Origin of the sequence: Photobacterium proteolyticum (assembly GCF_001939735.1) — a bacterium.
In the GTDB taxonomy this organism is placed as follows: Bacteria; Pseudomonadota; Gammaproteobacteria; order Enterobacterales; family Vibrionaceae; genus Photobacterium; species Photobacterium proteolyticum.
In genome coordinates this window covers 75,756-89,149 of the sequence record NZ_MJIL01000079.1, presented here as the reverse complement: position 1 = coordinate 89,149, position 13,394 = coordinate 75,756, and the positions used below count along the sequence as shown (strand labels likewise).

Here is a 13,394-nt window from a genome sequence, read left to right as displayed (position 1 = left end):
CTAAGTATTTTGTTTAAAGCTGGGTATCTCTATTCATATGCCTGCTCAGGACGCCAAGGGTACGGTCCCATCCACATATCCAGCATCACGCGATATACATTCATAGATAGCCACTCATCATACCCTGCCCAGTCTTTATATTTATCGAGTTTGATCTTGCCTGGAACGGCCTCGAAAGGGGTGCCTTTTTTGAACTCAGCCATAATCGCAGCCTGCAAGTCTTCAATATATTCACGCTCTAGTGTTACATCTTTCATTGTACCTAGTGGTTCTTTGGCGTGAGAGTGCGAGAAAATGGCCGTGTCGAAATCCATTTGCTCCACATTTGCCAGCACTTTTTTCCACTCGTTAATGTTAAAGTCTGGTACGACAGTGAACATTACACGATTTGGCGTGACGATATCGGCAATATAGGCCACTTTTTCCTGAGGTAGTACTGAAACTGTCATGCCTAGCCCATGGCTCATTCCTACGTAATGCAGCTCTATCGTTTTTCCTCCTAAAACAATGTTTTTTTGTTTACCTGCCCATACTTCATCTGCCAGCGCAAGATCGGGGTGGGGGTTGGCTTTCATCCATTCATAAGCTTCTACGTGAGCCAGGATAGATGCGCCCTGGTCGCGAAAAACCTGACCTCCACCGGCATGATCCCAATGGTTGTGGCTTTGTATAACATAGCGAATAGGTTGGTCGGTGATCTCTCTAATGGCATTTAACATTCCTTTTGAATGTTGCGTGTTCGCAGAGTCAAAAACAACCACACCTTCATTGGTGACCACAAACATGGAGTTGAATCCATGCCCGGGGCCGTATTTGTATACGCCATCAGCGGCCTCCCATACTTGCTCCTGAGCGATCGCTTCTTTCATCAATAATAGAGATGAGAGAATAGCGGCCATAAGCATTAAAATATTTTTTCTTCTTAACATTTATCACTCCTCGTTTTTGTCTAATCATTCAGCTATGAATAGTTTGACAGTTCTCTTTATATTTACTAGATGGGTGTTTTGAACTACAGTGTTCACTAAAAGTGAACGTACTGAGCAAGCGATTAAATGGATGAACTAAAACGGGTGGGTGTTTTTACCAAGGTGGTACAGGCACAGAGCTTCTCTGAAGCTGCACGTAGGTTGGGAGTTGCTAAGTCTGCGGTAAGCAAGCAAATCAATCTGTTGGAACAAGAAGTCGGGGTGCGTTTATTTAATCGTTCCACCCGAAAGCTTAGTCTCACTGAGGCCGGTGAGATTTACTACCGCCACTGTGAGCAGATTGTGAATCGTGCTGAGATAGCTCTTAGCGAGTTGAGACAATATCAAAACCAACCGACGGGTACTCTGCGGGTGTCTAGCCCAGTTTCGTTTGGCAGCGCGATTTTGATCCCGATTATAAAGGAATTGCGGACACTATATCCTCTGTTGAAGATAGATTTGCAGCTCAATGATCAGGTGGTCAATATGGTAGAGGAGGGTATTGATCTGACGGTTCGTATAGGACAATTGCAGGACTCATCTTTGGTTGCCAAAAAGCTATGCGATACCCCAATTGTGGTGTTTGCTTCACCAGAATACCTGGCCAGGCATGGTACGCCACAGGCTCCAGTCGATCTAATAAAGCATCACTGGATAACCTTATCCATTCTGTCTGCGCCTATAGTCGGTACTTTCCGTCATAAGGCGACTCAGAAGTGTGTTGATCATCAGGTGAGTGGTGGCATGCTGAAAATCAACTCGGTAGATGCTGTCATTGATGCTGCTATTCAGGGGTTGGGGATAACGGCGATGGCAAAAATAACAGTGTATGAACAGCTTCGCACCGGCAAGCTCATACCGCTGTTGGAAGATTATGAATTGGAACCGCGGGGGATATATGCACTTTATCCTCATCGCGAACACCTGCCGCCTAAGGTCAGAATTTTTCTGGATTTTTTAGAGAAGCATTGTGCAAGCGCCAGTTGGGCCCTACCCTAAGAGCCCCATTGTGAACTGAGCAGTTTTAAACGGGTATTTCCGCTTCGTCTTCGTCGACAATATCGGTTTCTAAACACGCTGAGGGCGATCTTCCTTTTGGCGTGGCAGTTCATCGGTAGCTCATTGCGGACATCAAAGAAGCCGGAATGCATCTCAGCCGAAATAGCGCGTGAATCCCATACGGTGACATCATCATCAACCAGGGTTGGGACTTTGGCCGTTGGCGTGATGGGAATAATTAGTGTCATCGACGATCTAAAATTCTCGATAACATGCCAGCCCTCCCTTCGGTGGATATTGTGCTGGTGCTAGGCGCCCGGCCACATCCGTTGATGGGTGAAGAGTGCCTTGGGCAGTTGATGGGCTAACGCGTTATGGCATGGTTCGCTGCTAATTCTTGAGAGGCAGTGTTTCGTCATCTCGAAGAGTGAGGACCTCATAACCGGAACTTGTCACCAAAATAGTATGCTCTGATTGAGCTGACAGCTTCTTGTCTCGCGTGATGACAGTCCAACCGTCTTTTTTCGTTTTAACTTTGGCTGCACCTTGGTTCACCATCGGTTCTATCGTGAAAACCATGCCCTCTTTGAGCTTGAGTCCTTGGTTTGGCAGACCGTAATGTAGTACCTGTGGATCTTCGTGCATTTCTCGGCCAATACCATGGCCGCAGTACTCTCTTACAATACTGTAGCCGTAGCTCTCAGCATATTGCTGAATAGCATGGCCAATATCGCCAAGCCTGGCTCCAGGCTTAACCTTTTCAATGCCGGCCCACATTGCGTCGTACGTAACTTTAACTAGCTTTCTAGCCAAAGGTGTAGCTTCTGGCATTACATACATTTTGCTGGAGTCGGCAATAAAACCGTCTTTTTCCAGAGTAATGTCCAGGTTAATGATATCTGTGCTTTTCAGTAACTGGGTTGTGTTGGGGACACCATGGCAGACGACTTCATTAATTGATGAGTTCAATACATACTGATAGCCGTATTGGCCTTTGCTTGCGGGGCGAGCATTCAACTCATTAATAATAAAGTTCTCTACCTTGTCGTTAATGTCCATGGTTGAGATGCCTGGTTTTACATATGAATCCAACATATGAAAGGTCTGCGCGAGCAACTTGCCAGCGTTGCGCATTAAAACAACTTCGGTAGCCGATTTTATCTTCACACTATTATTCATTGGTGCTTCCTTTCTCACTCGCTGCTTTTGCCACTGAGACATCGGCTGATTTCATCAGCTCTGAGACTATCTGGTTGAACGATAGTTGTGGGTGCAGCTCAGCGAGCATGCCAATTTTTATCCAGAACTCTGCTTGTGAATTGATAGAACGAGACATAACAGAACTTGCTTTTCTTATCTCTTCATGAAGTTCTTCAGAAATTTTCACAATACCCATTGATATATAGTTCATATATAAAACATATTCGGATTGTATCTCCTGATGTTGTGGAGTCAAGCACCATGAGTTAAGTAACCCTCGTCCAACTGTTTAAATTGATATAAAGTAGCCGCTCAAATTTCTATTAAAATCAGAATTATGAGCGACGTATTTAAAACACTATTGAACTTGCGCTCTCTGCGCGCTGCTGCACGAGAAGAATTTACTCTAGAACAACTTCAAGAAGCGCTGGAAAAACTACAGACAGTGGTTGCTGAGCGTGAAGAAGCGGAAGCGGAATCTCGTCAGGCCGAGAAAGAAAAAGAACACAAATTAAACGCATACCGTGAAATGCTGATTGCTGACGGTATCGACCCAGAAGAGTTGCTGGCAACGCTAGCTGATACGCCTAAAAAATCTAAGCGTGCGCCTCGTCCAGCCAAGTATAAATACACAATTGATGGTGAAGAGCGTACCTGGACTGGTCAAGGTCGAATGCCTGCCCCAGTGAAACACGCTATCGATAATGAAGGAAAATCTCTGGAAGATTTTCTGATTTAATCGTTGTGAAGCCCCGTTTATCGGGGCTGTTTTTTAACTTATTGGAAGCTTATCAGCATTCCGTTGGGATTCCATTTAATTCTTATTCACGTTTGGTTGTAGCTTCACGCAAATATCTTCGAATATATGGATATGGTGGATTGATCCGTTTAACCAGTTCGATCTCTTCTTCTGTGATCCCCTGAGTAAGAGTGTCATTCCAGTTAGCAATAATCTTCAGTAGCTGAGGTTTCAATGATAGCGCTTTGTCGGTTGGGCATACCAACTTCGATCTGGCGTCGTTTGGATTACGCTCACGGGTATACATAAGAACAACAAGAGGCGCTTCTATGCGCCTCTGAATAGTTTTTAATAAACAATTGGTTAGATGTGGTCTAGGCGGATGTGGCTATTTTTCAGATCATCATGCGTAATGCCTCTACCATCATTCATTGCATTAAACTGGCGTAATAGCCCGGCAAGAGCATGGATAGAAGCCAGTAGATCACCCGTGTGGGCAGATTCTGACGATGTATGCATGTTACGAATTGGGTAACCAATGGTGATTGCCGCGCTATCAACGCCGGCTAACGCAGCTGCCATACCATCGGTACCCATATCACGACCAGAGAAGTCTAACTGGTAAGGAATATCTTGCTCACGGCAGACATTTTCTAGAGACTGAACTAAAAACTCTGAAATGACAGAGCCACGGCCAATGGTAAAGCCATCACCCATCTTAAGTGGGTTCATTTTACGGTTACCAATTCCCGGTGCTGCTTCGTAGTCATGATTTACATCAGTAGCAATTAATACGTCTGGCTTAAGCTCACCCACTAACTGTGTAGATCCAAACCGACCAATCTCTTCATGGGTTGCAATGGTATAAAGGACACGAACATTATCAAGACCTTCATCTGCCACTAAACGCGCAATCTCTGTTACAGAGAAACAACCCAGACCATTATCTAAGTAAGCACCATAAAAAGTATCCTGAGATACACCATGCTTAATTGGGCGGTCTAAAAGAATCGGGTCACCCGGGCGTAGCCCTAAAGCTTCAACTTGTGCTTTACGATCTTTGCCGTGAGTGTGTAGCTCCAGATAAATCGATTCTGGCTTAATACCTTGTTCACCTGTGCGCTGAGCAGGAGTGGAGAAGTGAATCGCTCCCAGAGCTTCAACCGTACACCCTTCAATCACTTTGAACTTACCCGCTTCATCCGGGTGCTGGCAAAATACTTTGACTTCATGACCAATCAGAGTTGTAGGCAAGAAAGAGTCGGTGTTGATCCATACTTTGCCATCATCATCAATTTTGCGTACCTGCATGCGGATTTTGTCAGCGTGGCCAACAATCATCACGCTTACCAAGTCATCACGACCAGGATGTGAATCAAAAACTAAACCTGCATTCCCTTTAAACTGATGAATTCCCCAGCCGGCTGGCATAAAAGATTCAAATTCAGGTTTAATAACGCCATAGCTCATTGCGGCTTCAAAACCAATTGGCGAAGGTGAGGCCAGTACCTTCTTCATAAACGCAAACTGGTCGTGTGGCATAGTGGTACGCCAAGCGTGTTTTTGTTCCGTGTTGTTCTCTAAACTCATTATTTAGCCCTTTAATCTATTTAGGTGCAAAGCAATCTTACTGCCAATTTTCCATATGCCAGTATTTTGATATGGAAATTTACCATAGAAGAAAGCCGTTAACCTAAAGCTTGTTATACTCAAATGAGAGTAAGAGTCATCAATTTGTGATCTGCTTCATCAAAATGGCGTGTAAAAATATTGCCTTTGTCGTCTATATTGGCATGTTATGCCCCTTTCTTATTTGAAGTTTATTTCTGAGACATTCCTGCTACTCGCTCTTAATATTCAACGCAATCCGCAAACGACGCTCCAATTCCTGTTTAAAAACAGAGGTATAAAACTGGAACGTGACTTGCATTGTCTTATCGGAATTTATCACGGAGGATTAGTTATGAACATTGATAAACTTTGGAACCAAGGATATAGAGCGTATTTATCACAAGAAACAATAGAGCATTGCCCATATGATGAAAAAGAATACATTATCAATTGGATAAAGGGTTATCTTGACGCAGCAAACGATTCTTACCACGAGGTCAGTGGTTAGAGCAGCAGGTAACGTGAAATCGTGATGAAGCGATAGGGAATACTTAACTAGTCGGTACTAATACAACTTAGAGCCGGATACTAAATAGGATACTTGTCATGGCGCTCCCCCAGTCTCAGTATATTGGGGGGGAGCGCCTAAGCACTTCGTTCCTAATGCTTACGACTATGTTTCGTTTCGCCTGCTGTTGATGATTTAAGGCTAAGATTTACTTGGCAAGCTCGGCGGCGGTGTCGACAAAGATCCCTTGAATATCATTTGCTTCACGCTCCGTTTGTCCGCCATGTTCAAGAAATGCCTCGATAATGGCTTGAGTTTTTTCTTCCTTTGCGCGTTCCAGGAAGTAACGCAATTCCAATTCAGCACCTGCATTTTCATCTTTAATAGATGCCTCGATGATTGCCTTGTACATCACGATATCTCGAACTTCTAGCAGGCTAATCACCCCAAGTGTTTGAGCCAGGAAGGCATCCATTTCAGCTTTGGGTACATACTGGGTAATAATGTTCAATGCTTCTGCCTGTTGGGCGGTAAAGTCATTACCAAGAAGCAACGCTTGCAGTGCCTTGTTTTTGCCCATTCTTCTTGCAAAATGAACCGCACCCTGGCCGCCAGTCGGGATGTTGACGTGAATTTCAGGCTGGGCAAAGGCGGCAGTTTCTGTGCCGTAAGCCAAGTCACACGCCATCACGAACTCATTACCGCCCCCTCGCGCTACACCGTCTACCACAGCCACAGAGACCTGCTTCATTGCTTTAATGTTGGCAATCATGTGATTGAATTCGATAGATGCTGCCTGGCCACCTTGAGTACCGTTGATCACATGCAAATCTAAGTGAGCCAGGAAGAACTTTTCGTGGAGTGACTTGAATACCACCACTTTTGTATCGCGATCATCTTTTAGCGATAGCACGAACTCGTTGATTTCGTTTATCAGTTCAATCGTCAGAACATTCACTGGCGGATTATTGATAGCGACTGTTGCGATGCCGTTGTTGTGGGTAATCGATAGTGTGTTCATGGAATCTTCCTCACTTGAGTAAATAGGCTCTGTTAGTTCAGGCCCTCAATGTGTGGTTACTATAGGAGTATTATAGGTGATGAAAAATGCGCTAAATGTCATATAATTGGTGCTGATAATGCAACAAAAAGAAAGCATATGGATTTTTCTAGTCGATTATTGCTGCTACTCGAAGTGATAGAACTCGGTTCATTTACCAAAGTGTCTGAGCAAAGAAATGTTGATCGATCGGTCATCTCTAAACATATCAGCCGATTAGAGGATGAGCTTGGCGTTCGTTTGCTAAACCGAACGACGCGCTCGTTATCTTTAACTGCCGCCGGGAACGAAATGGTGAATCAGGCTAAGTCATTGCGGACTTTGCTAAATGAGACACATCGGCTGGCACAGAATTACCATGCCGAGCCCAAGGGCGTATTGCGCATCACCAGCTCGACCTTGTTTGGTCGCCAGTATGTTCAGCAAGCAGTAGAGGTATTTCAGCAACAATATCCGGATGTCGATATTGAACTGCGTTTAGAAGATCGGGTTGTGGACATGGTCAGGGAAGGGTTTGATATTGGCTTTCGTATTGGCAAGCCGAAAAACTCCAGTCTGATTATTAGAAAAATAGCGCGAAACAGGTTATTGATTGTGGCATCTCCGGCATTTATCAAAAAGCATGGAGAGATCAACACGGTTGAACAGTTGGAGTCTTTACCGGCGACAGCTTACGCCGCGCCGGGGCTCTTGATCGACAAATTCAGGTATCTGGATGACAACAGCGAGAGCAAGCACTTTCAACTGAAGGTGGCCTATAAAGTGAATGATGTCGAAATGGTCACGAAAAGTGCGGTAGCGGGGAACACGCTCGCGGTGGTTACCGCCCAGATGATTGATAATGAAATCCTTGAGGGCAAACTTGTCCCGATAATGACGCAGTTGCATTTAGATGACTTCGGTACCTTTTATGCTGTGTATCCGCACAGAGATGCCCCCATCAAAACTAAGCTGTTCATTGATACTCTCAAAACCATCGTCGGTGATGATGTTCCGATATGGGAAAAGCATATCCCTAATTTTCAAAAGCTGTATGGCCGTGTTGGGTAGGTTTTATATCACTGTTTTATATGATATTTGTTGTTTTATGTGAGGTGCTGTATAGAATTCAGCTTCTTACAAAACAGATGTTCATAATAAAATGAAAAAAAAGCTCGTTCTAAGTCTATTGGTTGGCTCTCTTTCAGGTTGCGCCGTCAAGCCAACACCACTCCCTCAGCACCCGTATAGCTATAATCCCGAGCACTCAGTTGCTCTGCATTACGCCAATGCTCTCGGGTTAAAAAATGTTTATGATTTACCCAAAGGAGAAGCAGAAAGGCTCTTGAAACAGCGTGAAGAAGCGATGATAGAGGCTGGCTTAAATAGCAGCCTAACAGGATATGTTGTCTCTTTCGCCTTCGCCAAAACGCTTGGTTTGCCTACTTCTTTGTCACATGATCTTGCAACGGACACGGCTCAGGACCATTTTATTCTTGGCGCAGGTTCAACAAAAAAGAAAACTGCCAGAGACTACGATAGCGTAGCCTTCTACCTGCCTTACGAGTTGGCCGCAAGCCCAGAAGAGGCGAGAAAGTATGTCTTCAATCACTTCATTTATTTAATGAAGGATATGGGGTTAGAGCTTGAAGATGTCGACTCTGAGTATGAATACGGTGTCGGCCAGCCGTTTTCCCATCCAACATGCACAAAGCTTGATACTAACTGCCGCTATCGCATTCGGGTGAAGGAACCTGTTGTTGCCTATGCTCCTGAATTACTCGGTGGTTATAAGGCTTGGGTGTGGAGTAGTGCCTCTACGAATACACCATCGATTGCGATTTATGATGTGGCGAACTTTTCTGATCTCGCAACGTTCAACTTAAATCAGATCACATCGAATGAAAAAGCGATCCAAGCCAGTTTTAATTTGCCTTTAAATAATGCTTTCCCTGATTGGGCTGTCCAATATAAAACGGCGACGTACAACCGCGCGCCATATGTGTTGGTTAAAGGTCAGGAATACAAGTTTGAAGAGCCAAAATAAGGCTGGCTAGGCGATACCTGATTTCATTCAGGTATCGCCTAGTTGAGGTGAATTGTAAGTCAACCGTTCTTAATGCCCACTGTTATATTCCGACTTGGCGTTGTAGTAGACCCACTCACAGTGCTCGCTGAAGGCCTCTTTTGCCAGCTCCTGCAGGGTGTAGTGATAATCAGAGGTGTTCTCCAGTTCAGTAGCTGCGCGCTGGTATAAGGCAATGAGCCGGGAGTAACTCACACACAAGTGCTCGTAGCCTGCGAGGTTGATCCACAGGGCCAGAATACCACTGGCAAATAGCATTACCTTGATGCCCAGGTAGAGCCAGGTGTAGTAATCGGCTGTACCGGTGAGCTGCAAGGTGAACAATGAAGCCAGCAATACCACAAAACTCGTCATCAGCAATTTAGATAGTTTGCCCAGGGTTCGGTGATAATGGCCTGGCATTTTTAGCAGGTTGCTATGAATCTTTTTTATCTCCCGAAAACCTTTACCGGGTGTCGCGGTAAGCCGCGCTTTGAGGTATGAGATCTGACTCTCCATCCAGGCGTGTTTGATCTTGTCAGGATCAATGATGCTCTTGTCCTGCCACCAGGCCAGCTCGGTTAAGTACACAGCCTGCTGGAACAGTGGCAGGTTATTGCGCATCTGTCTTGGCAGCAATGAACTTTCGCAGGGCGCAATATCGGCAAGGTTCAGATACCCTCTCAATCTAATGGCTTCGGCAACGCCGCGATATAGCTGATAGTCGCGCTTCCAGCCTCTGAGCCTGGATGTCCAGTAAAGGCCTATGCAGGCAACAAGGGCAAACAAGACACCGCCTGTCACCATATACCCCGAGGCTGAGCTCACACCCCATTCAACAAATTCCAGTGCCAATAGGGCGAAAAATGCACAGAAGAAAAACGTCAGTACAGATTTCTGGTATTTATCCCGCCTTTTCACCGCCTTGGTATCGGCATAGTGGAATAACCGGTTTAACGCTGGCGTTAAGCCTGGCTGTGCGCTGTCTTGTTCGGCCTTTTGTGTATCGTTCCCCTTGTACTTGCGGTTAAACAGGCGTATTTGTTCAAGCAGCGTGGTGAACTCGTGAGACAGAAAGTCCTGTATGCTTTGATGGTGGCTGCAAGACAGATAAACGGAGTAGGGTGATCCTTTTAAAGGCGTGGTCAGATAGCTGATATCGGCCTCATCGCTTGCAGGCCTGCAACGCGTGACCGGAATATGTTGTACAACCCCACCATTGGATCCATCGAATCCTTTGGGGAACAAGGCTTTTATTTCCGGGATATCGGGAATATCGCCAAGCTGCATTTTGACAACATCGGCGGTGCCACCATGCCCTTTGGCTGGTTTGCTGTCCCACAGGGCGATAACGACATTGGCATAGCGGGTAAATACTGCGCCTTGGTAGAGATAAGGATATGCCTCATCCATGTCACTTGTAACAGATTGACTGGGTGCTGTGATGGTACAATCATACTTTTCGCAAATTTTTGCCGCGTATTCATAGTCCTCCTGGTTGTCGTAGCTCTCCTTTAGTTGAGATAGGGGAGCGACAAGACAGGGAAGCGGGGTGATCCTTGCTCCTGCGGATTTCAATTGCAGGGCGGCCTTCATTGCCAACAGATCGGCTCCCTGTGCCATACCGCATAACAGGTGAACCGGAGTATCCGGGCCGACGGTGTCCAGCCAATATTGCAGGCAGGCTGTAAAGGCATCCGAGACGCTACGGTGGTCACGGCTATCTTGCAGGGCATCGATATCACGATGCCCGGTAACAGCAATAACCAGTGGCATTCTGCCGGTATTATTGTCCATATTCATGGTTTGTCTGCTGCTGTGTGGTTGGTTGCGCTTGAGTGTGGTTATCCGTCAGGGCTATCAGGCTGCGCGCAACGATTGAGTCATCGAACCAGGCCTTAAGACGATCGCCATCTAAATGTAGCGCCCGGCCGGTTAACGAGCTTTCCTCGGCGGTAAAGAGCGCTGATTCCAATGAACCGCTACCCAGTTCGACTTTGCGTGCAACGTCGATACGCCCTTTGCGTGTCATAAGGTGGTTATATTGCCCACTGTGAGCAGAAACGGAGTATTGTTCAAACTCGTTAACTTTAGTGAGCCAGGTGCTGGTTTGATGTCTGAGCAAAGCGAGCTCTTGCTGACAGGTTGCTGCGGTTTGGTTGAGTTGTTCTGACTGATTTTGATAGAGGGTAGTGAGTTGATGTTCAGCCTCAGTGATATCAGACTCGCGCAGCTTCTCGACCTCTTCGAGCAGCGGATGAAGCAGGGTTTTCAGTTCGATTTGGACTATCTTGTTGTTGAAACTGGATAGCGAAAGCGCCAGGGAGCGATTAATTTCACTGACGTAGTTGACTTCTTCCTCGGAACTTTTCACTGCCTTGGCTTTCTTTTTGCTGAAAACAGCCCTGATACACAAGGTTAGAATGAAGCCGACCAATAGCGGGATACCTAGGTTTGGTGATTGGTTGAATCCCGCCCCCATAGCAATGAACATGATGACACCCATGATATTACCAGCCTGCAATTTTCGGTGTGCTGCTTGTTCTTGCTCTTTCGCCGTAATGACTTTTTCCAGCCGTTCATGGCGTGCCTTCAGAAAGTCGCGTGCTTCGGTCAGGGCTTCTGATAATAGCTGATGCTCTTGATCCTGGAACTTTTTTTGCTCACGGAGCTGGTCTAGCTGTTGTTGAAGATTAATATAGCGAGTCGTTAACTGCGATGATGCCCGACGCAGCAGTCGATAGTTCTGCCATACATACTGTGAAGCCACATAGGCGCGTTGCAGTAGTGCTGCATCTTTAAGAAGCGCAGGTGGCTGCGGGGCGGAGAGTGACAATCGCTGTTTTGCCCATTGCTGGTTGTCTGATAGCGATTTGTGCATGTTGAAGTAAAAGCTGTCGAGTTTATGGGAGACCTCAGTGTTTACTTCAGTAAAGGTATAGGGATATTTTTCAGTAAATCGGTCAGCAACCAGCACATAGTGGGAGAGCTTGAACCGCAATAGCGATGACATGGTATCAACGGCTTTGTGAAGCCATTCTATATTGTTGTTTTGCTCCCTTTGCATCAAATAGACTTCGGCCAGAAACTCAAGTGCTTCGTATGTCGGGTAGGACTCTATCGCCTGAAGCAACAGGCTTTCTGCTTTGGCAAAGTCTTTCTGAAAGCAATACGCCCTGCCAAGGTGGGTAAGGTGCAGCGAAGTGAGCAGGGTATCTTCATCCTTCAGCATTTTTTCCAGCGTTTCGGCGTATTGATGGCTGCTGCGCCAGTGTTCTTCGCGGGTGCCATGAAGAGCATAAAGTCGGCTGAGCCAGAAGCAGCTGAAAAAGTCTGAACCGAACTCTTTAATGGCTTTTTGCAGGTTTTTAAGTGCCTGCTCCTGATGGCCATACGTTAGGCTCTGATATGCCCATTGCTTACGTTGGGCAAGATCAGCGGCTAATGGACTGCTGGTATTATCAGGCGTGCCTGGGCGGTAAATGCGGGTTAACTGCTTGCGAATACTGTCTGGCAGGCGGTCGAGCCGGTGACGGGGAAAGCCGGACACATCGAGCAAATCCGAGGCCAGGGTCAGTTTTTCTTCCTCACCAAGCGTTTGCCATACATCGTCTTCAAGCTTGTTGGTGATTTGCCGGGCTACGCTCTCCGAATCGTTTGTTGCAAGCTGACCGATTGTGACACAGTCACTGAGGCGCTCATATACTCGGCGTACAGCTGGCGGCATGTTACCGAGCGTGTCGTATTCAGGACCAACCAGAAAGGCGAAGACATCCACATCGGCTTCCAGCGCGGCTTCAATTTCAAGTTCGATATAAGTCTTGCCACTTTCAGCCTCGCTGCCGATATTCTGCCCCAGCAAACAGATCATATAGCGGCTGTTTCTTACCTGTTGCAGGCTGTTTTCTAACGGTGCAGCTTTAAAGGCTTCCAGTTGAGCCAAATGGAAAGGTTTCAGGCCACAACGCTGGAGGGTTACCGACTCTCCCATACGTTTGGAAATGTGTTCAACCAGTGGCTTGAATTCAGAGAAAGAGAAAGAAAAAAAGATGTTATCCATAAAAGGCGTTTGTCCCTTACCTGCCAACAGGGATATTTCCCTGCATTGCGCAATGTCCCCTGTCATTCACATTGTCAATGACATCAAATGCGTATGATTATAGGGTGATTCACAAACAAAAAAACAGCTAATGATCTGTTTTTAAAGGATCCATGATCATCAGAGGATGTTCGGAAGGTGCATAGCTGACAGCAGTTAGCAGAAA

General features: G+C 46.1%; 13 protein-coding genes and 2 pseudogenes. 6 read left to right on the top strand and 9 right to left on the bottom strand.

Features of this window, described 5'->3' with window-relative positions; all coding sequences use genetic code 11:
* Positions 1-29 precede the first annotated feature (29 nt).
* Positions 30-929 carry an MBL fold metallo-hydrolase gene (locus tag BIT28_RS15225; RefSeq protein ID WP_075765181.1) on the bottom strand — a complete coding sequence of 300 codons (900 nt, stop codon included), beginning with the start codon at positions 927-929 and terminating at the stop codon, positions 30-32.
* A gap of 126 nt (positions 930-1,055) precedes the next feature.
* Here BIT28_RS15225 and BIT28_RS15220 point away from each other — a divergent pair, with 126 nt between their 5' ends.
* Complete coding sequence (locus BIT28_RS15220; protein WP_075765179.1) at positions 1,056-1,967, top strand: LysR family transcriptional regulator; 912 nt, start codon at positions 1,056-1,058, stop codon at positions 1,965-1,967.
* A 77-nt stretch (positions 1,968-2,044) separates the two neighbouring features.
* On the opposite strand, the pseudogene BIT28_RS29020 reads toward BIT28_RS15220, so the two are convergent.
* Positions 2,045-2,197: pseudogene (locus BIT28_RS29020) on the bottom strand (glutathione S-transferase); the annotation flags it as partial.
* On the opposite strand from BIT28_RS29020, the pseudogene BIT28_RS29975 reads away from it, so the two are divergent.
* Positions 2,154-2,335: pseudogene (locus BIT28_RS29975) on the top strand (LysR family transcriptional regulator); the annotation flags it as partial. The pseudogenes BIT28_RS29020 and BIT28_RS29975 sit on opposite strands and share 44 nt — an antisense overlap.
* Positions 2,336-2,357: 22 nt before the next feature.
* Here BIT28_RS29975 and map read toward each other — a convergent pair.
* Both map and BIT28_RS15210 read right to left on the bottom strand, forming a co-directional pair.
* Positions 2,358-3,146: a type I methionyl aminopeptidase gene (map, locus tag BIT28_RS15215; RefSeq protein WP_075765177.1), complete on the bottom strand. Its 789-nt coding sequence runs from the start codon at positions 3,144-3,146 to the stop codon at positions 2,358-2,360.
* A complete protein-coding gene (locus BIT28_RS15210; RefSeq protein ID WP_075765400.1) occupies positions 3,139-3,363 on the bottom strand; it encodes a ParD-like family protein in 225 nt (74 codons plus the stop codon). The genes map and BIT28_RS15210 overlap by 8 nt, the downstream gene beginning before the upstream one ends.
* A 141-nt stretch (positions 3,364-3,504) precedes the next feature.
* Here BIT28_RS15210 and BIT28_RS15205 point away from each other — a divergent pair, with 141 nt between their 5' ends.
* Positions 3,505-3,906, top strand: coding sequence for an H-NS family histone-like protein (locus BIT28_RS15205; RefSeq protein ID WP_075765175.1), 402 nt, complete (start codon positions 3,505-3,507; stop codon positions 3,904-3,906).
* A gap of 82 nt (positions 3,907-3,988) precedes the next feature.
* Here BIT28_RS15205 and BIT28_RS29595 read toward each other — a convergent pair whose 3' ends face one another.
* Positions 3,989-4,141, bottom strand: coding sequence for a hypothetical protein (locus tag BIT28_RS29595; protein ID WP_175577544.1), 153 nt, complete (start codon positions 4,139-4,141; stop codon positions 3,989-3,991).
* Between the two features lie 128 nt (positions 4,142-4,269).
* The gene (locus tag BIT28_RS15195) at positions 4,270-5,496 is read right to left on the bottom strand and encodes a M20/M25/M40 family metallo-hydrolase (protein ID WP_075765171.1); all 1,227 of its coding nucleotides are present in this window, start codon (positions 5,494-5,496) and stop codon (positions 4,270-4,272) included.
* A 373-nt stretch (positions 5,497-5,869) separates the two neighbouring features.
* Between BIT28_RS15195 and BIT28_RS29590 the strand changes: the two genes are divergently transcribed.
* Entirely contained in the window at positions 5,870-6,025 is a 156-nt protein-coding gene (locus tag BIT28_RS29590) for a ribosome modulation factor (protein WP_175577543.1), read from the top strand.
* A gap of 208 nt (positions 6,026-6,233) precedes the next feature.
* On the opposite strand, the gene BIT28_RS15185 is transcribed toward BIT28_RS29590, so the two are convergent.
* Positions 6,234-7,046, bottom strand: coding sequence for an enoyl-CoA hydratase/isomerase family protein (locus BIT28_RS15185; protein WP_075765167.1), 813 nt, complete (start codon positions 7,044-7,046; stop codon positions 6,234-6,236).
* Between the two features lie 138 nt (positions 7,047-7,184).
* Between BIT28_RS15185 and BIT28_RS15180 the strand changes: the two genes are divergently transcribed.
* Together BIT28_RS15180 and BIT28_RS15175 are read left to right on the top strand one after the other, a co-directional pair.
* Positions 7,185-8,135: a LysR family transcriptional regulator gene (locus tag BIT28_RS15180; RefSeq protein WP_075765165.1), complete on the top strand. Its 951-nt coding sequence runs from the start codon at positions 7,185-7,187 to the stop codon at positions 8,133-8,135.
* 91 nt (positions 8,136-8,226) lie between these two features.
* A complete protein-coding gene (locus BIT28_RS15175) occupies positions 8,227-9,111 on the top strand; it encodes a hypothetical protein (protein WP_245823704.1) in 885 nt (294 codons plus the stop codon).
* A gap of 69 nt (positions 9,112-9,180) precedes the next feature.
* Here BIT28_RS15175 and BIT28_RS15170 read toward each other — a convergent pair whose 3' ends face one another.
* Together BIT28_RS15170 and BIT28_RS15165 are read right to left on the bottom strand one after the other, a co-directional pair.
* Complete coding sequence (locus tag BIT28_RS15170) at positions 9,181-10,932, bottom strand: hypothetical protein (protein WP_075765163.1); 1,752 nt, start codon at positions 10,930-10,932, stop codon at positions 9,181-9,183.
* Entirely contained in the window at positions 10,916-13,189 is a 2,274-nt protein-coding gene (locus BIT28_RS15165; protein ID WP_075765161.1) for a DUF4062 domain-containing protein, read from the bottom strand. Before BIT28_RS15165 ends, BIT28_RS15170 begins: the two co-directional genes overlap by 17 nt.
* Between the last annotated feature and the right edge of the window lie 205 nt (positions 13,190-13,394).